This window comes from Nitrosomonas sp. Nm84, assembly GCF_003201565.1.
Classification (GTDB): Bacteria; Pseudomonadota; Gammaproteobacteria; order Burkholderiales; family Nitrosomonadaceae; genus Nitrosomonas.
Genome location: NZ_QJJP01000006.1, coordinates 107,471 through 126,300, shown reverse-complemented (window position 1 = coordinate 126,300; position 18,830 = coordinate 107,471). Strand labels below are relative to the sequence as shown.

At 45.9% G+C, this 18,830-nt stretch carries 18 protein-coding genes and 1 pseudogene; 4 read left to right on the top strand and 15 right to left on the bottom strand.

The features are described from left to right. From C8R34_RS05150 to C8R34_RS05140, 3 genes and pseudogenes are all read right to left on the bottom strand, one after another. Nucleotides 1-212 (bottom strand): annotated as a pseudogene (locus C8R34_RS05150) (hypothetical protein); the annotation flags it as partial. 101 nt (nucleotides 213-313) lie between these two features. Next, nucleotides 314-2,137: a copper oxidase gene (locus C8R34_RS05145; protein WP_110338483.1), complete on the bottom strand. Its 1,824-nt coding sequence runs from the start codon at nucleotides 2,135-2,137 to the stop codon at nucleotides 314-316. A 114-nt stretch (nucleotides 2,138-2,251) separates the two neighbouring features. Next, a complete protein-coding gene (locus C8R34_RS05140; protein ID WP_132467071.1) occupies nucleotides 2,252-2,461 on the bottom strand; it encodes a hypothetical protein in 210 nt (69 codons plus the stop codon). A 434-nt stretch (nucleotides 2,462-2,895) separates the two neighbouring features. On the opposite strand from C8R34_RS05140, the gene C8R34_RS05135 reads away from it, so the two are divergent. The 4 genes from C8R34_RS05135 to C8R34_RS05120 all read left to right on the top strand — a co-directional run bounded on the left by C8R34_RS05135 (nucleotide 2,896) and on the right by C8R34_RS05120 (nucleotide 7,561). Beyond that, nucleotides 2,896-3,774, top strand: a complete 879-nt coding sequence (locus tag C8R34_RS05135; RefSeq protein ID WP_110338479.1) for a DUF6502 family protein — start codon at nucleotides 2,896-2,898, stop codon at nucleotides 3,772-3,774. Between the two features lie 25 nt (nucleotides 3,775-3,799). Further along, a complete protein-coding gene (locus C8R34_RS05130; RefSeq protein WP_110338477.1) occupies nucleotides 3,800-5,425 on the top strand; it encodes a DUF5666 domain-containing protein in 1,626 nt (541 codons plus the stop codon). Between the two features lie 411 nt (nucleotides 5,426-5,836). Further along, nucleotides 5,837-6,886: a transporter gene (locus C8R34_RS05125; protein WP_110338475.1), complete on the top strand. Its 1,050-nt coding sequence runs from the start codon at nucleotides 5,837-5,839 to the stop codon at nucleotides 6,884-6,886. A 177-nt stretch (nucleotides 6,887-7,063) separates the two neighbouring features. After that, entirely contained in the window at nucleotides 7,064-7,561 is a 498-nt protein-coding gene (locus C8R34_RS05120) for a septal ring lytic transglycosylase RlpA family protein (RefSeq protein ID WP_110338473.1), read from the top strand. Between the two features lie 57 nt (nucleotides 7,562-7,618). Here the strand turns inward: C8R34_RS05120 and C8R34_RS05115 are convergent, their stop codons facing one another. The 12 genes from C8R34_RS05115 to C8R34_RS05060 all read right to left on the bottom strand — a co-directional run bounded on the left by C8R34_RS05115 (nucleotide 7,619) and on the right by C8R34_RS05060 (nucleotide 18,367). Continuing rightward, the gene (locus C8R34_RS05115; protein WP_110338471.1) at nucleotides 7,619-8,503 is read right to left on the bottom strand and encodes a type II secretion system protein; all 885 of its coding nucleotides are present in this window, start codon (nucleotides 8,501-8,503) and stop codon (nucleotides 7,619-7,621) included. Nucleotides 8,504-8,537: 34 nt separating this feature from the next. Then, nucleotides 8,538-8,921, bottom strand: a complete 384-nt coding sequence (locus C8R34_RS05110; protein ID WP_110338495.1) for a type II secretion system protein — start codon at nucleotides 8,919-8,921, stop codon at nucleotides 8,538-8,540. 5 nt (nucleotides 8,922-8,926) lie between these two features. After that, nucleotides 8,927-9,439: a type II secretion system protein gene (locus C8R34_RS05105; protein ID WP_110338469.1), complete on the bottom strand. Its 513-nt coding sequence runs from the start codon at nucleotides 9,437-9,439 to the stop codon at nucleotides 8,927-8,929. Then, nucleotides 9,436-11,715: a secretin and TonB N-terminal domain-containing protein gene (locus tag C8R34_RS05100; RefSeq protein WP_110338467.1), complete on the bottom strand. Its 2,280-nt coding sequence runs from the start codon at nucleotides 11,713-11,715 to the stop codon at nucleotides 9,436-9,438. The genes C8R34_RS05105 and C8R34_RS05100 overlap by 4 nt, the downstream gene beginning before the upstream one ends. After that, nucleotides 11,712-12,278: a hypothetical protein gene (locus C8R34_RS05095; protein ID WP_110338465.1), complete on the bottom strand. Its 567-nt coding sequence runs from the start codon at nucleotides 12,276-12,278 to the stop codon at nucleotides 11,712-11,714. Before C8R34_RS05095 ends, C8R34_RS05100 begins: the two co-directional genes overlap by 4 nt. 5 nt (nucleotides 12,279-12,283) lie before the next feature. Beyond that, nucleotides 12,284-12,868, bottom strand: coding sequence for a hypothetical protein (locus tag C8R34_RS05090; RefSeq protein ID WP_258364363.1), 585 nt, complete (start codon nucleotides 12,866-12,868; stop codon nucleotides 12,284-12,286). Further along, the gene (locus C8R34_RS05085) at nucleotides 12,865-13,413 is read right to left on the bottom strand and encodes a PilN domain-containing protein (protein ID WP_110338461.1); all 549 of its coding nucleotides are present in this window, start codon (nucleotides 13,411-13,413) and stop codon (nucleotides 12,865-12,867) included. The genes C8R34_RS05090 and C8R34_RS05085 overlap by 4 nt, the downstream gene beginning before the upstream one ends. Then, on the bottom strand, nucleotides 13,401-14,234 hold the full coding sequence (locus C8R34_RS05080; RefSeq protein ID WP_110338459.1) for a hypothetical protein: 834 nt from the start codon (nucleotides 14,232-14,234) through the stop codon (nucleotides 13,401-13,403). Before C8R34_RS05080 ends, C8R34_RS05085 begins: the two co-directional genes overlap by 13 nt. Then, nucleotides 14,215-15,906, bottom strand: coding sequence for a GspE/PulE family protein (locus tag C8R34_RS05075; RefSeq protein ID WP_110338457.1), 1,692 nt, complete (start codon nucleotides 15,904-15,906; stop codon nucleotides 14,215-14,217). The genes C8R34_RS05080 and C8R34_RS05075 overlap by 20 nt, the downstream gene beginning before the upstream one ends. After that, nucleotides 15,903-17,087, bottom strand: a complete 1,185-nt coding sequence (locus C8R34_RS05070) for a type II secretion system F family protein (RefSeq protein ID WP_110338455.1) — start codon at nucleotides 17,085-17,087, stop codon at nucleotides 15,903-15,905. Before C8R34_RS05070 ends, C8R34_RS05075 begins: the two co-directional genes overlap by 4 nt. A 9-nt stretch (nucleotides 17,088-17,096) precedes the next feature. Then, nucleotides 17,097-17,531, bottom strand: coding sequence for a type II secretion system major pseudopilin GspG (gene gspG, locus C8R34_RS05065; RefSeq protein WP_110338453.1), 435 nt, complete (start codon nucleotides 17,529-17,531; stop codon nucleotides 17,097-17,099). Nucleotides 17,532-17,683: 152 nt separating this feature from the next. Beyond that, nucleotides 17,684-18,367, bottom strand: a complete 684-nt coding sequence (locus C8R34_RS05060; protein ID WP_110338451.1) for a zinc metallopeptidase — start codon at nucleotides 18,365-18,367, stop codon at nucleotides 17,684-17,686. Nucleotides 18,368-18,830: the final 463 nt, after the last annotated feature.

The following is an 18,830-nucleotide window of genomic DNA, read 5'->3' as shown; positions in this document are numbered from 1 at the left end:
ACCTCGGTACGAGTCACCACGCCATCGCTACTCACTGTATAAGTTTCGCTGCCATCATCGTCAATGGATTTGGGTTCCCGCACACCATCTTTAATTTCAAATACTTCGGTGACTTCACCACCTACAATGGTAAATTGGAAGGCTTTGTGGCTTCCTTCGTCAGGCGAATCGTCGTTAATGTCGTCGTTTAAATCATCATGCCCTGTGCTCATTGTTTTCTCCTAGTAAAGTTCAGTAAGTCTGAGACAATAAATAGTGTTCTTGATTAAGAGACTCTGCTAAACACTATTTATATTTATTCTATATTAATTAATTATTTAATCGGATCGCGCTGTGCCGGTGTCAATTGATTACTCCAGGCCGCCGGTAGATTCTGAACCCAACCGTTGTAAGCCAGAGGGATCGGCAGGATACCCTGTCCACCCATTCCAGGATTGCCTTTGATGGTGTCATCTTGCTGTGTTGTGCTTGTAGAGAACAACCCTACTTGACCTGCAATCTTGGCATCAGATGGATCGCCATCACCGTTTGGATCAGGATCCACGATGAGCATTCTGTTCGAGAACTTGCTGGAAACATACGCAAAATAACCACCACCTTTTTTAGCGCCGTATTGCACACCATGGCAACCGGGATCGCATGGCAGCATGGCAACCACTTCGTCAGTGCTCGTGTTAACAATGGTAATCGTGCCTGTGAGCGTATTGGCGGTAACCATATTTTTTCCATCAGGAGAAACCGGTGTTTGAATCGGAAGTGCACCGACAGGTCCGGAAATGGCCCCGGTTATAGGGTTATAATTTTTTATCAGATTGATATGCTTGGTCACTTGATGAGTATCCATGTTCACGACAGCGATGGTGCTGTCGAGCAGATTAGCCACGTAATATTTGCTGGCGTCCGGCATCATGCCTGTCGCCAACGGATGACCGAATGGACTGCTTACCGGCAAGATGGCTTCGATCGAGTCGGTATGGAAATTGTATTGCGTGGAATCGCCTGAAAAGACGTTTGGCGTTACCATGGTTTTACCGTCATGACTCATCCAATGCGCATGGGCATTGCCTCGTCCAATATCAACTCGGCCTAGCACTCCGGTTGCAAGCGGAGCCAGCTCCATCACAGAGTCTGGGCGGGTGTCGCCGTTATTGGTGACGTGAAGCCGGTCACTATCCGTCAAAGTCATCACGTGCGCTGGCGATTCACCTACGGACACATTGCGAATGAGCTTGCCTGTTTGGCGATCATATACAGTCAGCTTACTGTCAAACCACTGCGTGACGTAAATCACGTTCTGATCCTTGTCTGTCCACATATTATGTGGATTGTTCATATCAATGGAGGGTAGCGCCACTTTGCGGGTGACTTGCCAGGAAGTGCCATCTACTGCTGATACCGTACCTGGTTTTTCTTTTCCTGTAGTGGTTTCGAACTGCGTGGCAACCCATACTTCACCCACTGCAGGTGTTTCTGGATTTTCAAGTGCAGCCAAGGGGATATCATTGCCATAGCGGGCATTCAACACATCAGGTAGATTGACGACACCAATATCTACACGCACGTCAACATCCGGATAGGTAACATGCCAAGGTTTATTACTCGCATAGTCTTGCCAGTTGGCGGGATTGGTTGCAATAAAGAAAGTTCGCAGCAGACGCGTTGCCAAATCGCTACTCGTGGGGACAGTAATACCATTGATTAAACTGATCGAGGACCCGAGATCCAAGCCACTTGTTTTGGGGTCATCGACAATCACTGCGCCAAACATGTAGGGGTGAATACTGCAAGTAAAAACATACAGGCCGGGCGTTGTCAGGGTTACATCATCGCCACCTTTTCTGGGTTCTGTATTGAATGGCATATTGGCAGCACCTGTTGGATAGATCAAACTGCTGCGCGTGTGCACTGTATTGGAATTGCCGGAAAACTTGACGCGTACACCTGGCGAGGCAATTGCAATCGAACGATTTCCTGCGACTGCCGTTCCGGTATCAAACCAGCGTCCTGGATTATCGGTCAGTTGAAATTGGATTTCGTTATCACCTGCAGAAGCAGCGCCCACTGATAAAAGTGTTAAAACTGCTGACGAATAAACCGTCAGATTCACGACCTTTTTAATAAAATTTGTATCAAGCATTCAATGCTCTCCATGGATTAATTAACTTTGCTTTAGACTTCTTTCTGTATTAACCCAGCTCCGCCGTTAGTCTGACGTCACTGATTTTTCTTAATTCACGCTACCATGACCACCCTAAACTTGGTCAATTTTCCAAAGTAACGGCCATTCCAACATCTTTGTACTCGACCACTTTGAGTGATCGCCCTGAAAATAATCACTTTCCCAAAGTAACTTTCCAACGCGCCTTGCTTCACGATCGCTGGCATTTTGGCCATCGCGTGCAAACTCTGCAGTGGTATCTTCATCGTGTCTTTGACGTACATATCTGCTTGCATCATCCACACTACACTCACGCCACATATGTTCGACGGAATTATCTATACCGTACGTATATTCCCTGAGCTGTCTTTTTCGTTCAAACAATATCAATATATGTTCGACGGGATTATCTATACCGTACGTATATCCAAATAATCATCGACTGCTTGTCGCGCCAAGACGGAAGTAGAAGTAAGGCCTATACCTAATATAAGAATTGTAATGTTTGAGAAAACCTTTTCATGCTACTTCTCCTTAATTTAAATTGATGCAGCATTGGTAAAACGCTATCGCGATGTGTGCGTGTGATTTTTTTCCACATAAAACATATTACGTAGGAAATATTTCCATGTCAACAAAATGTGTAATAGTTTCCCACATCTAGTTTGCTGTACCGTGATATTATTGGCTATCAATTTGCAATTTTATTTTAATAATCTGATATCCTTATTCTTAATATGCACTGCGTTTTTCCCTCTATTTCAATATTTTCACCAGCGCTTGTTTCTGCATTGCGTCGGGTGTTGCGACCATTGATCAAATTGATGCTAGCAAAAGGAATTACTTATAATTATTTATCCGAATTACTTAAGGATATCTTTGTAGAGGTGGCGGAGAAAGAATTCAGGATCGGAGGAAAGCCCTCTACTGACAGTCACTTAAGTTTGCTTACAGGCATTCATCGTAAAGACATCAAGCGATTACGCCATTACGATCATTCAAATACCGAAATTATCCCGCAAGCAGTTTCAATGGGCGCGCGACTCGTAAGTCTATGGACAAGTAATACGCGTTATCTGGATGAAAACAATCAGCCCAAGCCTTTGCCCAGATTTATTAAAGAAGGTGGGGATATCTCTTTTGAAGGATTGGTTGCCAGCGTGAGCTGTGACATTCGTTCGCGGGTCGTGCTTGATGAATGGCTAAGGCTCGGCGTAGCTCACTTTGACGATAAAAAGCGCGTCTGCCTCAATACAGCTGCTTTTATCCCTGTACACGGCTTTGATGAAAAAGTTTATTATTTTGGCCATAATCTGCACGATCATGCAGCAGCAGCTACCAGTAATCTGTTACAAGATAATCAACCATTTCTGGAGCGTAGCGTTTATTATGATGGATTAAGTGCAGATTCCGTCAGGATGCTTGCAGAGAAATCTGAATCTTTTGGCATGGAATCTCTACTCGCCATTAACAAAGAGGCGATAGAACTGGAAAAGAATGATGCGCTGAATAGTGGTCCACGACACCGTATGACATTTGGTATTTATTACTTTAGTGAATCTGTTGAGCCAGAGATATCTGCTGAGAAAAAAGATGATGTACACAATAATTGGTGAATAAAAAATACGTTAGAAGTCTTGGATGACAAAAATTTCATTGACAGCGGTATACCATATTAGCGCTTATCTGGCGCGCATTGTTACTTTGTTGCTTATATGTTCAGTGAATGCATTAGCAAAAAACAATTGCGAGTCAAATGCTTCGGCAATTAATCCTGTAGTTCTCGGTCAATCTGGCATTGGTGGCACAGGTATTCATGGCAGCAAAACTGTATCCGATTCCGGCATCGGTGGCACAGGCATCTACGATGGCGGAGTAGGAGGAACCGGTGACCAGGCAAGTGGAATCGGCGGAACTGGAAGTGTCGCAAGCGATTCCGGTATCGGCGGCACAGGCGTTGTTGGCACTATCACGGGATTTGCGAGTATTTGTGTCAACGGCGTTGAAATTCACTATGACGACAATACGCCAATCTCTGTCGATGGACGACCATCCACGGTTCGTGATTTGGCGTTAGGTCAGGTAGTTGCTGTGCGTACGATTGGCACAGATCGTGAGCTTACAGCACGTAATATTGCAGTCATCCATGCTGCCGTTGGGCCTATCAGCAGTCTTAACGTCGAAACTCGAGAAGTGCAAGTATTAGGTCAAACGATACAAATTGGACAATCAAGAGATCATGATCATTTTTCAAGCTTGAGAGCTGGTGATTGGGTGCAAGTTAGCGGTCACAGACTTGCTGGCGGCACCATCGTAGCATCCCGTATTGAATCAATTCAACCGCTTGCAGAAGCCAGAATAGTGGGCCATGTGACTCATGTAGATGCCAGCGGTTTTGAGGTTAATGGCGCTCGCGTTGAACATGGTGTTCAACAATCATTACCGACAAATCTTACACAAGGTATGGAAGTACGTGTGGCAGGTCACTGGGATGGTGCTCATCTGCAAGCACAGCATATCCAAACTGAACCTACACGCCAAAGCATTGGCAATGTGGAACATATGGTGATCGAAGGATATGTCCATACATTCAATGACAAGGAAGTCAATTTAAGTAACCGGGCTATCACGCTTGACTCCGATGTGCAGATGGCACCGGGCCACACAAGAGGTGATCTCAGACAGGATCAACGCATTCAAGTCAGCGGTCGATTAGGTGCAGATCAGCGAATTATTGCGGAACACATTGAATTAAAGCACGAATCACCAGTTCAACTACTGGAAAGATACGAGAGAAATCAAACTAATGGCGGTGGTAAAGACAAAAAGAATCATCCAGAAAATGAACCCACCAAAGAGAATGATGGTGGTAAAAACCATAACAATGGTCATAGTGAAAGCAGCAGCAAAGATAGCTTAAAAAAAGAAATCAATGTTAATCCAGATAAGAATCATTCTCCTAGAGAAAGTGCTCGCTCAGAAAACGCATCTCCGGCTAGAGATAATAGTGAAAAGAAATCGAACCATGCAGGTTCAATTGAACGCGAGCATGCCGAAAAAGCATATGAAAAACGTGAAAACCCCTCGGATCATAAACCCATAGATAAACCTGAAAAACCAGGAGAATCTAATTTGCGGGACAGACCTGGTGACCATAGGGAGAATTCGCGGGATATTGATAATCACAGAGATAATCTACGAGACACCGATATATCAGATCGAGTACGCGACCATAGCGGCCATCACGATAGGCACTTTGATAGATAAAGAGGGAAGCACGCACTCACTGCGGTACAAGAAGAGAAAGTTGGAATAACGTAATTCATTCCCCGGTGTGAATCTTAACGATATACCATGCTTTTAGAATCATTATGCAAACAGCAAATGTGATAATTCTCCCGTAGTTCTCAGTTCTCAGTAGATTGACAGAATAAAATTAATTCAGTCAGTCGTCCATTTCTAAGCAAATACCTAGGTCAAAATAAATGAAATGCTAATTTACTTTTCAGATTGTTAGTCTTACCCTATGCGCAGGAAGTGTAGATAAAATATTCTGTGCAAATCAAAAACATAGAACTTGTTATATCAATTCAACATTAGCAGGCGGAACATTGTGGCAGTGTATTGAATACACTTCAGTTGTAGTTGGCCAACAGTTGAAATAACAAGCAAGTTCTCATGCATCAATTATCATCATTTAAGCAGGTCAATATCATCCTGCTCTTATCGTTTGTTTGCAACTCCTCTGTCGTGTGGGCAAATGGATTTAGTTTCAGTACTGCAACCGATTTTACAACGGGTAATTACGGCGGGACTAAATCGACTGATATCTGGTATGTTCCTTTTACAGCGCGCTATGACAAGGATCGGATATCGTTCAGAGTTATTGTTCCTTATCTCAATATTACAGGACCTGGTAATGTGCTTGGACCCGGGATTGGAGGTATTGATGGTAGTGGAACCATAGTAGGCGGTGGATTTTTCGGCGGCAGTCCCGCCGGTAGTGGTGGTATGATTGTGTGCGATGAAACCAATAATAATTGCGCGGGAAGAGCACCGGCGCTCAGTGGAAGCAACTCAGGTTCCGTCAATAGCGATGACAATGGGGGTAGCAGTGGCAGTAACAGCGATAACGGCAGCGATGATGACTCCGATGATGCAAACCAGTCAAAGCAGAATAAAATAAGCACACTAGGCCTTGCGGGCGGTATTCCTTTGGGTGGCGATGGATCTCTCACAAGATCCACTCAATCCGGCCTAGGCGATATTATCACTGCGTTTAGCTACAATCTAATTGATCACGCACCTAGCGGCATTGCATTCGATATCACAGCCCGCTTAAAAATCCCAACAGCGAGTGCCCATCAGAATTTAGGGACTGGCCAAGTCGATTATGCAGTTCAGGGGGATTTATTTAAAACGATATCGCAGTTTACGCTGAGTGCGACATTCGGTTATAGAATACTTGGCAATCCGTCTGAAATCACTTTTCATAATGTGATGTACGGTGCTGCAAGTGTTGGCTATCGTTTATCCCCAAGTATCACAATGGGTGCCAGTTACAATATGGGGCAGTCGCCAATAAGGCTTCAAGACAGCAGGGATCTCACACTATATCTCTCGCAGAGGGTCAGTGATAATTTCAGACTCAACATTTATGGCTTGAAAGGTTTCTCAGAACGGAGCCCTGATTGGGGTGGCGGTATTAATATACGTTATGTTTTTTAGTGTTTAGAAACCAATTCTCTCGGTACCCTCAGTTAAAAACGATCTCGAGCACTGATACCAATTCATTATTTTGCAGACTCTGATAATCCGGCAGAGCACCTTTGCATAGCCATTTGTCATCGGTTATGATTACAATCATTCTTGCTTTATATACGGAATTGTGTATTTAATCCTCCTATGCCACAACTGATCCCTACCAAAGCGCTTGGAATCATGTTACTCATGGCCGCACTACTCAGCGGGTGTGCCATGTTTTCCGGCTCATCGTCGCGCTCAACCGGAAACGATCATCGTTCGCCCAATCCTAACGCAGCCTATAATAAGCCTTATAAAGTTCATGGTGTTACTTACTATCCATTAAAATCAGCGGCTGGATACCGTGAAGTTGGCACCGCATCCTGGTATGGCTCAGAATCCGGCAATCGCACGGCAATGGGTACGCGCTTTGTATCACATGGATTGACCGCCGCTCATAAAACGTTGCCTTTACCTTCCAGCGTTAGAGTGACTAACTTGACTAATGGTCGTCATGTCGATGTTCTTGTCAATGACCGCGGCCCATTCAAAAAAGGTAGAATCATTGATTTATCACACGGCGCTGCAAAGAAAATCGGCCTGCATGGTATCGGAAAAGTAAAAGTCGAATATCTCGACAGAAAAATCAGCCAGAAATAACCATCAAAACTAAAAATGCGCCATGTATTTTCTTGCAGCACTGCAACACGACATGTGTTAATCGTCGTCTGGAAAACCAGTGGCAGGTGCCTTAGAGCCACCTGTTGGTGCAGATTGCGGTGAAAAGGGTGAATTCTTGGTAGCAGCTCCCGACGACCCAGACGAAGATTGAGGAGAGAATGGTGAGGCAGAAGGCGTTGATGATGCGCCTGGTTTTGCGGGAGTTGCTCCCGCTGCCCCAGGCGTTTTTGAATCCGGTTTATAAACGAATTGCCAGTCCTGATAGGTCAAAGCCTCAGAGAATTTCGCAAAATGCTCCGGGAAGTGATCTTTTTTGATGGGCTTGTTCGCCGAGAGACTATATACACCGATGATTTTTTTGCCAATACCGGAGCTTATTCCTGAGCTACTACTTGCAGGTGCTGAACTATTAGCAGCTGTTGCGTTAGCACCAGCACCAGTACTTGCTGTGGGTGTTGAACCGGTGTTGGCAGCTGCTGAACTCTGATTCGGCGCTAAATTCTGATTGGGTGTGGTACCTTGCTTCTGAGTTGAACTTTGGCCTTGCGCTGAGCTTTGATTCTGCGCTGAACCTTTATTGGCTGCTGTCGAACCGGTATTGGGTGGCGGTTCTGCAACAAGTCCCCATTCGGTCGTGTTGGTGATCGGATCCACATAGATTTTTCGTAAATGACGCTTGACGTTGGGCGACCGATCATCCTTCAGTAAATCTTCCAATGATTCCGGGTATTGTTTGGTACCGCTATTATGATAAGACATAATGGCCTTGCGGAACTCTTCGCCGATAAACATCAGCTCTGCTTCTTTTTCCCGCTGGGATTTTGTTTGCCACATCTGTCCCGTTCCTGCCATTACGATTCCGGCCAATACCACTGAAAATAATGCCCATAAGTAAACAAAGCCATGTTCTAAGCGCGGCATGCTATTTTTCCAAGAAAATGGCCAGTGGGCAGAATTACCATTCCTCATAAAACGAGCCATCGGAAGCCCGCCCCGCGTAGCCGCTATGAACATCGTAGACGCCCGCTTCTGTTAGGTTCTTGGGCGGCACTGCAATCCAGGTTTCCTTGCTTTCAGTGAATGGATCAACCGGAATGCTGCGTAAATACCGTTTGTCGACGAGCTCCTCCAGATCAAGCGGATACTTACCAAAATCAGAATAAAATTGATCGATTGCATTGCGCAGAATGCCGAGGTCTTGCCGCAGCACAGCCTCTTTGGCTTTATCCAGCGAACTGAAATAGCGTGGCGCGACGAGGCTCAATAGCGTCGCGATAATTGCCATCACCACTAACAATTCAATCAGCGTAAAACCTTTATGCATCGGACGATGAAACATATTGATCACCATTCTCGGTAAGGAATACCGTTAAGGCCGATGGCTTCTGAGCGCGAATGAACATCGAACACATCGTCACCTTCTTTCGGACTATCCCATGGACTTTCATAGCTGCGCTTTCCCCAGGTATCGACAGTCGGTGTAATGGCTGTACCGGCAACATCCAATTCAACGAACATCGGATCTCGGGGTAAACGACGTAGAAAGTAAATAATTTTTTTTTGCGGACTTTTCACATCCTGGACACCCATGAACAGTTCTTCCAAACGCGGAGGATAGCCGGTTTCATCGGCTTTTTTGGTAATGCGCCCATCGTCGACAGCTTGCTTGTATGCGTCGATTGCTGCACGTATTTGCCGCAATGCGGTGCGCAATTCCTGTTCTTTTTCACGCTGCACCATCAATTCGCGAAAAGGCAGAGCAGCCGTTGCCAGAATGCCCATGATGGCCACCACGATCATCAATTCAATCAGCGTAAATCCCTTATATCGATCAGAAATTCCGCGTGAACCCATCATTTGATATTGATTGTCGCCGCTGCCGGCAGCGTCACATTTACGGAATCACTATTTTCGATATCTTCTGCGGTTGCACTCTGGATGCTGATTTCTGTCTGCCCTGGATTGGATGTAATCACCTTAAAGCGCAATTGTGTTGCCAAACCGGAAACTTGGTCTCTGCCCAACTTAAGTGAACGCGAACCTGATTTTGCTCCGCCATCCAAGAGTTCTAGCACACTGGATTCATAATTGAGTTGCGCATCGGCATTCACAGTAGCTTTTGCGCCAACCAGCCTCACATTCACCGAAAACTCTTTATCCAACCCGACATTGGTGGGTACTTGCATAGTGAGCGTAGGCTCCGATGCAGCAGCATTTGCAAAAGGATTAGGAACATCTTGCTGATCATTCGATGGCGCGAAGGCGCTAGGGGCGCCTCTCAGCCCACCTTGGCCCGATCCGGATGGCGCAATGGCTAATGATTGCGCTGCGGTTTTTTGGATTTTGACTGGTAACTTACCTGCTTCGCTGGCGGTGCCGAAGTGGTATTCTCTTTCTAAATTACTTAGTTTTGGAATATTACGAATTATTCGTGGTGTAATCAACAAAACAATTTCAGACCTTGTACGATTTATTTTCTGGTTTGTAAATAATCTGTCTAGCCCAGGAATATTTAAGATTCCTGCAAGGCCTGTCATGGTTCTTAATTCTCTATTATCGATAAGTCCTGCCAGAACTTGGGTTTCACCATCCCTCAAAGTTAATATAGTTTCCGCATTCCGGGTTCCGACGAGTGGGGCTGTTGCACCACTCGGGCCGGGGACATCTCTGACAAAATTACTTACTTCGAGCGTGGTTTTCATCGTGACTTCATCATTTAATCCGATGCGTGGCTCAACATCAAGTTTTACACCCAGATCAATAAAAGTAGGTGTCGAAGTAACAACGGAATTAATACCAGGTTGAATGTTAGCTGTAAAGAAGGGGCGCTTTTCTCCAATATGGATCTTAGCCTTCTCACGATTCGCCACTCGAATTCTGGGATTAGCAAGTATGTCACCTGTTGTCAGGTTATGCATAAAATCAATTTTGACTTGATTAGATATCGCGAAACTTTTAAGGCCAAGTCCGTTTGCACCAATCTGATTAAGGTTAGCCGTTGCAGCCGTCTGTGCCGCTCCTACCGGCGTTAGGCCGCTAAAAGTGACAGACTGGGGCATATTGGGGCCTAGAAGAAAGTCATTTCCACGTGCGATTTCAAGAATTGCAACATCCAGCATAACTTCAGGCTCAGCCAGATCGTTTAATGACACCAGTCGCTCTGTTAAACGAATAGCTTCCAATGTATCGCGCATGATAAATAAATTAAGCTGTTCGTTGACATAAATATCCTTCGCTTTAACGATGCCTCTGACCATCGCAACCATTTGCTTTACATCGGTATACGCGACTTGAAAACTGCGTACTGCCAATTCCTGATAATCTTTTAATTTCGCCGGTGTATTGGGGTAAATTAATAATGAATTGTTGTTAATCACCTTATAAGCCAATTGATTAGTCGTCAAGATCAACTTGAGAATATCTTCAATCGTATTGTTACGTACAAAAATAGAAATCTTGCTGTCCTGACGAATATCTTTATCAAACACGAAATTGATACCGGCGGTACGCGACATGATTTCGAATATCGATTTCAAATCAGCATCCTTAAACTCCATGGATACTGGTTTCTTGAAAGCGGACTCCAACACCAAATCGGTTACCTCAGGGCGAGATAGCTTTGAATTGATTTCTGAGATCAATTGCCGCGCATGTGATTGTTGCGGATTTTCCTGCAATACGGCGCGGACAATTGTTTCTGCTCCGTTAACATCGTTTTTTGCCAGTAACGCTTTTGCAGATTCAACAATGACAATATGGCGGCGCTCTAAATTAGCGGCTGCAATACCGTCTTTCGCTCGCTCATTGAATGGATAATTGTTCAGAATGTGTTGATAGCGCTGTTCGGCTTGGTCTAACTCACCAGCATAAAGTAGATTATCCGCTTCGAACAATTGCTTGCCTAATACGTCTTCTCGCAACCGTGCTAGCATTGTACGAATTTCTTTATTTTCTGGTTCTTCGCGTGCCGCTTGTTCGAGTTTCTGTAAACCGCTTTCTAGCTTACCTTCAGAGACCAGTTTTTGCGCATCCGAGAACGCAACGTTTCTAAGTAAGAATGATTTGTTGTCAATTGCACATCCTGTTGTAATTGTAAGCAGAATGCTAAAAACAATTATTCTCCAGCTTTTCATCGGAAACTTCCTGCTATTTTATTATTGATCGTGAGTGTCTGTTTGATATTGAGCGGCAAATAAGTCATGGTAACCATATCGTCGGTTATTGCGTCCAGGCGGTATTTGTCATTGATTTTCCCACCGATCTTGGCAATAAAATTCTCCCCGGACTGCGCAAGAAAAACCCATGTTTCATTGCCTGAGATCGCCTTGCCAGTATATTTGAACGATAATGGCGGTGCTGTAGGCGCTGACGGAGGAGATGACTTTGCTATTTGCGCCGCTTTAGCCGCTTGCTCTTCCAAACTGACCGGAGGCTGCTTGGGCGTCCATGTGGTCGATGCAAACAATTCCCCCGCTGACGGATTAAATTTTCTTTGCCCCAGTTTACTGATATCTAAATATTCTGAATTGTTTTCTTGTGCTTTTGTTTTATCGACGGATGACTTGGCGGATTGCACCGGCTCCACCGTATTGATGATGATTTCTTCGTCTTCCCCGCCAACCAGCACAACAGCAATCAGTGTTGCGATTAAGGCACTCCCCAATAATAATTTTCGTTTTTTCTCAGCCGAATCCATCAGGTTTATTTGTTCAGATAAAGATTAATTTCAAGGCGTACTTCGAGTTTCTCAGAGGTCACATTTTCACGTTTAATGGCAATCGCCGAAATTGCCATCGCCGGCACTGTTTCAAGCGCATCGGCCATAAAGGCACGTACCTGCGCATAGCTGCCTCTTACCGGCAGGATCATTTCATATCGTGCCAGGCGCGCATCACTTTCATTGACCAAGCGATACTCACTGCTGCTGAGCTCCACATTGCGTTTCTTGGCAATGCGCACTAATTCCCGGATCCAGAAGGGTGATGAGTCAATGCGCGGGAAAAAATCATAAAATGCTTGTAGCGCCTGATCGCCACTCATTTTTTTTCCGCTTTCCGTATTATCACCCGGTGCTTGTTTTGATAGTGCTTGTATTTGTAATATTTCTGCGCGTTCTTTCAGTTTCTGCAAAACGGATTCTTGTGGCAATACCGCCGAGAAGAAATAAATACTGGTAGCAACCAGCAAACCGATGCCGATTTTACCAATAACACCCAGGCGACCGATGTGCCAGCGCAGTTGCGGCACAAGTCGATTCAATTGTGTGTAAAGCGCTTCAGTTTTCAAACGGTTCCAATCCATGCAGCTGTCAGAAGAAAAACAATTGGTCGGTGCGGGTTATCTTGTTTTATTTTGTAGTTTAACAAGTGCACATTTTCAAATACTACTTCACGTTCCAGTGCTTCTACAAAATCAAGCAACTCCGACATGTTTTTGGCTTCGCCGCTGATTCGTAGGATTCGACTCGATACATTCGGTTGCAGTGACAATAATGCGATTTGTTCTGTCGCAGCAGATTCGATTGAATCAAATAACGTTTCCCAAGGCAAATTGATTTGATCCAATATGCCATTCGCTTGTGCAATTTCTTTGCGAATTTCCTGACTGAATTCTCTGATTCGTGCTGTTGATCGTGTGCGTGGTGCAGCTTTCTGTTGCTGCTGCTTCTCTAAACGCTCAACGCGATTGTTCCAGTAATTAACTTCTTCAGTGATATAGCGGAATTGTAACAGTACCCCAGCAAGAATCAGTAATCCAATGAGCAGGACTGCAAAATCAACCTGAGGGATTGATTGCTCGTGATAAGGAAACTTTAATTTTAAGCGGGACATTGATCCATCCCAGCATTATCAGGAACCACTGATGGGTAGTGCGGCAATACCGATATCCGGTCCGTTGGTATCGGTATAATGCTCCATCCGCAGTTGCTGGGTAACGTGAGTGCCGGGTGCTCGGGCGCAAACACGTATACTAATTCGATAGCTTCTTTATTGCCAAAAAAAATGGCTTCCTGATCCAGTGCAGCAAGAAGTTCATCGGCAGCGCTATGTAAAATCCGCTGATTGCGAATGCTGTGCCAGATTCCATTGGATAGTATGGCAATACAAATACGCCCAGTTTCTATCACAGCAAAAAATAGTGTGCTGCCACTTAGCAGCTTGCGCCAGTGATCATGAACAGATGCCAGATAAGGCTCGACCTCTTTGAGTTTACATTGATGTCGTGCCGACATCGCTTCCAATTGTTTCATCAAATCGCGGGGGACTGCCGCACAAATAGCACCGCTTACCGGATTCCATTCGCTGACACTCAGATCCCACGAGTCAATACGCTCGGCATATATTTCGCGCAGTCGAAAAGCGGCATAGGATTTCACTTCTTCCGGCGTTGCTATTTCTGCTTGAGGTGGCAGTGTCACATAGCGCACAAAGTGATTGGACAGTGTGATAGTCAGTTCTGTACCGGCTGCATCGGTCAGATTGTTTTCCAAGTTCTGTACTGCAGATTGCCACGCAGGTACGCCTTGAGCGCGCTGGCATAGTGCAGTCACCTTTGCCGTTTGCACAGACTTAAAGCCGCGCGAGAAACGAACCAAGTCCACTCGTTCGGGTGCCAGGAAAACCTGAATCTGATCACGCCACAATCGTGACACGATTGGCCTCCTCTAAACTGGTTAATCCTTGTTTGACCATATCTAAAGCGGCTTCGCGCAGAAAGCGCGTGCCATTATTCCGTGCCGCTTCTTTGATGCGGCGTATGGGCTCCTGCGCCACAATGAGTTCGCGGATTTCATCATTCAGGATCAGAATCTCAGCAATTGCATTTCTGCCTTTATACCCACTGCCGCGGCATTGGCCACAGCCTCTGCCACTACGAAACTTGTATTGATCCGCTTCATCCGCAGGAATCCCTGATTCTGCAATCACTGTATCATCCGGACGCTCGTCAACTGCGCAATGCGAACACAGCAAGCGCACCAGCCGTTGTGCCGCAATGCCATTCAGGGCGGACACAAAACTGTAGGGATCAACACCCATATGTGAGAATCGTCCAATCACGTCAAATACGTTATTGGCGTGCACGGTAGTAAAAACCAAGTGTCCCGTCAGCGCAGCCTGTATGGCAATTTGCGCGGTTTCAGAATCCCGAATCTCGCCCACCATAATTTTGTCAGGATCATGCCGCAGGATTGAGCGCAGCCCCCGCGCAAAGGTCAATCCTTTTTTTTCATTTACTGGAATTTGTAGAACACCGGGTAACTGATATTCAATCGGATCCTCAATGGTAATAATCTTGTCACTGCCTTTGTTCACTTCAGATATTGCGGCATACAACGAGGTTGTTTTACCACTCCCGGTGGGGCCGGTAACCAATAACATACCATAGGGTTCCGAGCTCAGGCGGCGGATACTTGCGATGGCCACCGGATTAAAGCCTAGTTGATTTAATGTCAATCCTTCGATCTGATCGGACAGCGCCTGCCGGTCGAGAATACGCAGCACAGCATCTTCGCCGAAAATACTCGGCATAATAGAAACACGAAAATCAATTTCCCGACCTTGGATGGAAACTTTAAACCGACCATCTTGTGGCACGCGACGCTCAGCAATATCCAATTCCGACATGACTTTGATACGGGATATGACTTGCTCGGCCAGATCCGCACCTTGCATGACGCCAATGGAGGATAACACGCCGTCGATACGGTATTTTATTGACAATGCGCCCGTAGTCATTTCCAAGTGAATGTCACTGGCCTGGGATTTATGTGCGTCATATAACGTGGAATGTACCAGCCGCACCACCTGGCTGGTGCCCTCGTTGATGCTCTTTAACGATAAATCTTCAATGCCGCTTTGTATCTTATCCATCTCGGCAGAAGGCAATACCTGATCCATCGCGCGCATGGTTTTTTCTTGCTGACTAAAGAAAGCAGTCAAATCAGCCGGATGCACCAGGTGCCATTCCACAGCCATATCAAAACGCTCTTCCGCCCACGCCCGCAATTTATTTGAGAATGGATTGCTGACGGCAAGTAAATAGGTTTGCTCGCGACGAAATAGCGCGCATTCGTGCATGATGGCTTCTGCAAAAGGCAGCCGATCAAATGCCGGATTGAGCGTATGGATTGCTTTCATCTCCAGTACCGGCATATGGAGCAACAGTCCTAGCTGTTGCGTCAACTCATCGGGAGCATAGCCGCTGGTATCTTCCAGCACTTGGATGACGGAAACACCCTGGCTGGCGGCTCTCCGCCGCGCATCGGCCAGATGATTGATGTCAATCGGTAATTTGTTTTCGGATGGTATGGCAGTTTCGATCAATTGATACTTCCGGCCAATTCAAATATTGGCATATACATAAGAATAATGATACCACCGATGACGATACCGATGACCGCCATCAGTAATGGTTCGATCAGCTTGGTTGTCCATTCGACCCAACGTGCAATTTCCTCATCATGAAAATTGCCGATTCGTTCCATCATATCGCCCATTAAACCTGTTCTTTCACCAACGCGCAGCATACGATTACCCACCGCCGTGGTTAACCCTTCCAATTCCATGGCGCTGGAAATGGTCCTGCCTTCACGGATATGCTTGGCAGCAGCTTCCACTTTTGGACGAAAATGGGCTTGGAGTAGTCCGCTCACCATTTCCAACGCTTGTGTAATAGGAATGCCACCGCGCAACAGCATGCCGAGGGTTTTATAGAACCGCGCTAACTGATAAACACGCATGTGCTCGCCAATCGCCGGAATGCGCCATAACAATTTCAGGATACTGGCCCGGAAGGCCGGCCGTGTCACAGCATAAACAGTTATCATAAGCATGACTCCCGCCGCCACGGCTAATTCCCAACCTCGTTCTTCAACAAAATGCCCCCATTTGATCAGCAATAATGACATCCACGGTAAATCGCTGCCCATATCGTCATAAATCGCGCTGAATTTGGGAACCACAAATACCATCAAGAAGATGGAAACCAGAAAGCCAACGACCAATAGCAACACGGGATAAATGGACGCACCGACCAGTTTCTTGCGGACAAAATCCATCTGTGTTTGATAACTGATAAATCGTGTCAAAGCTTCCGGGAGATCGCCAGTGCGTTCACTGGCGCGGATGGTTGCAATATATAAAGGTGGAAATGCCTGCGGGTACTCTTCGAGCGCTTGCGAGAAGGTGACGCCTTCATACAATCGCGCAAGAATATTTTGGATAATTTTACGATTACTGGCATCCTGCTCTTTTTCCAGCAGCGTTTCGATACTTTCTACCAGACTGAGTCCAGCGGTTTGTAAGGAAAGCAATTCCTGGCTGAAGTGAACTAATGGAAAGCGCGTGTTCGATTTCAGTGAAAAACCGGAAAAGCTGCGCCGCACACTGAGAACCATGCCGCCTTGTTCAGTGACCTGAAGGCGTGCTTCTGCTTCACTGTTCGCTTCCAGTTCAAGGTGCACGGTTCCTTGTCCAGACAAGACCGCTTTCACTTCATAACGCATTGCTCGCGCCTACCAGTTCGTAATATCGGCGGCTTCGCCCTCACCGCCCGGTTGCCCATCTTTGCCATATGAGAGCAAGTCAAATTCTGAACGCTCACCAGGATATTTATAGATGTAAGGACGACCCCACGGATCGGATGGCGGCATTTTTGCAAGATAAGGTCCCTGCCATCTTGCTTCATTATTGGGACGTGCTACCAGTGCGGCTAATCCCTGCTCGGTGGCTGGGTAACCTCCCACATCCAAGCGATATTGATGTAGTGCTTTTTCCAACGAATCGATTTGCGCTTGCGCCATTTTGATTTCTGATTTACCGACTTGCGAAAAGTATTTCGGCCCAACATAAGCAGCCAGTAAACCAATGATAACCATGACAACGAGCAATTCAAGTAGTGTAAATCCACGTACGGCTTTTGCCTTGTGTTGCCTAACTGAAATCATCATATTCGTCCTTTAGCTTAAAAAATTGCTGATCATGATCATTTTACTTGTGAGTAAATAGACTGTAACCATTAAATAGCACATGGTAAGTTGCTTATATTACAGGGTCAAGACCACACGTATCATAAATACCGGATTTTACCCATTCAAAATAGCTAACGCCGCAGAATTGCCCACCATCGGCCAATATTGAGTAATGTCATGAGTGAAGCGGAGACATAGGTCCAAGCTGCTGCGCGCAGAATTTTACGGGCGTGCGGTTCGTCTCCCTGAATCAGATACTTACCTTGCTCCAGCATGGGCAAAGCGCGCGCAAAACTCGCATGCAGTTCCATCGGCAGTGTAACCAAATGCACAACGGTTGCAGCCCCCAGTGTCAACAGACCGCCAAGCAAAAATAGTGCGCCCGCACTCGGCGCTTTGGTAATGATCGTAATGACGGGTGCGATCATTAAAATGGCCGCACCCAATTTCTCCGTCGGTGCAGCAATTGCTACCAGACGTGTGCGTAATTTTAATGGCAAATAACCATCCCGATCTTGTATGGCATGTCCTACCTCATGTGCCGCCACCGTGATTGCCGTCAGCGACTTACCGTTAAATTTGTCCGCTGTCAGGCGTACCGCTTTCTCGATTGGATCATAATGATCGCCGTGCTCCGTCACCTCCACCTTGACAGCTTGCAAGTTAGCCCAATCCAATAAAATACGCGCCAGCTCACCGCCGGTGCCCGGATAGCGATCTTCGGGATGACTGTATTTCGCAAGCGTATGCTTGACCCAGTAAGACGGCCCCACAATCAGTACCGTAATTGTAATCACGAGTATTAGATAAAACATAGTTCATCCAAGTCATTTTTAATGTGCAGCGGAAGTTCATAGAAAAATTGTTATCTTGCAACGATCGGGCTGCCCGTTTAACAGGCCGCTGAAAAACTATCTGCGTTGCCGCTACGGTGTTAAAAACAAGCTCAAAATGCTCATTTATTACGCATAAACTGCGCTTTCTCGCCTGTTTTTGCCTTGTATCGACTGCCTCGAAAACGTTTTTCAACGGCCTGTTAATCAGATAGCAAGCACGAATCGTTGGTTCCATAACATGCTATTTTCGCCTCGATGCAGCGGCGGCTATCAGGATTATTGATATTTTTGTGCCGATGCGGGAATTGATCCTCATCTTAACAGGTTGCTGGCCGACATTACCGCATAGTTGATCGAGAACTTGTTGTTTAGCAAAGTTAAGTGAGATATGCTAAATTTTTCTTAGCGGTACTGATAATTCGCATGGCGATTGTCACGCGAT

What these genes read in the sequence shown, in the direction of transcription:
- C8R34_RS05115 (WP_110338471.1), bottom strand. Translation starts at nt 8,503, where the DNA reads ATGCCGCGCTTAGAACATGGCTTTGTTTACTTATGGGCATTATTTTCA.
- C8R34_RS05110 (WP_110338495.1), bottom strand. Translation starts at nt 8,921, where the DNA reads ATGTTTCATCGTCCGATGCATAAAGGTTTTACGCTGATTGAATTGTTA.
- C8R34_RS05060 (WP_110338451.1), bottom strand. Translation starts at nt 18,367, where the DNA reads ATGTTTTATCTAATACTCGTGATTACAATTACGGTACTGATTGTGGGG.
- C8R34_RS05125 (WP_110338475.1), top strand. Translation starts at nt 5,837, where the DNA reads ATGCATCAATTATCATCATTTAAGCAGGTCAATATCATCCTGCTCTTA.
- gspG (WP_110338453.1), bottom strand. Translation starts at nt 17,531, where the DNA reads ATGATGATTTCAGTTAGGCAACACAAGGCAAAAGCCGTACGTGGATTT.
- C8R34_RS05145 (WP_110338483.1), bottom strand. Translation starts at nt 2,137, where the DNA reads ATGCTTGATACAAATTTTATTAAAAAGGTCGTGAATCTGACGGTTTAT.
- C8R34_RS05105 (WP_110338469.1), bottom strand. Translation starts at nt 9,439, where the DNA reads ATGATGGGTTCACGCGGAATTTCTGATCGATATAAGGGATTTACGCTG.
- C8R34_RS05085 (WP_110338461.1), bottom strand. Translation starts at nt 13,413, where the DNA reads ATGTCCCGCTTAAAATTAAAGTTTCCTTATCACGAGCAATCAATCCCT.
- C8R34_RS05100 (WP_110338467.1), bottom strand. Translation starts at nt 11,715, where the DNA reads ATGAAAAGCTGGAGAATAATTGTTTTTAGCATTCTGCTTACAATTACA.
- C8R34_RS05070 (WP_110338455.1), bottom strand. Translation starts at nt 17,087, where the DNA reads ATGCGTTATGAAGTGAAAGCGGTCTTGTCTGGACAAGGAACCGTGCAC.
- C8R34_RS05130 (WP_110338477.1), top strand. Translation starts at nt 3,800, where the DNA reads ATGACAAAAATTTCATTGACAGCGGTATACCATATTAGCGCTTATCTG.
- C8R34_RS05120 (WP_110338473.1), top strand. Translation starts at nt 7,064, where the DNA reads ATGCCACAACTGATCCCTACCAAAGCGCTTGGAATCATGTTACTCATG.
- C8R34_RS05135 (WP_110338479.1), top strand. Translation starts at nt 2,896, where the DNA reads ATGCACTGCGTTTTTCCCTCTATTTCAATATTTTCACCAGCGCTTGTT.
- C8R34_RS05095 (WP_110338465.1), bottom strand. Translation starts at nt 12,278, where the DNA reads ATGGATTCGGCTGAGAAAAAACGAAAATTATTATTGGGGAGTGCCTTA.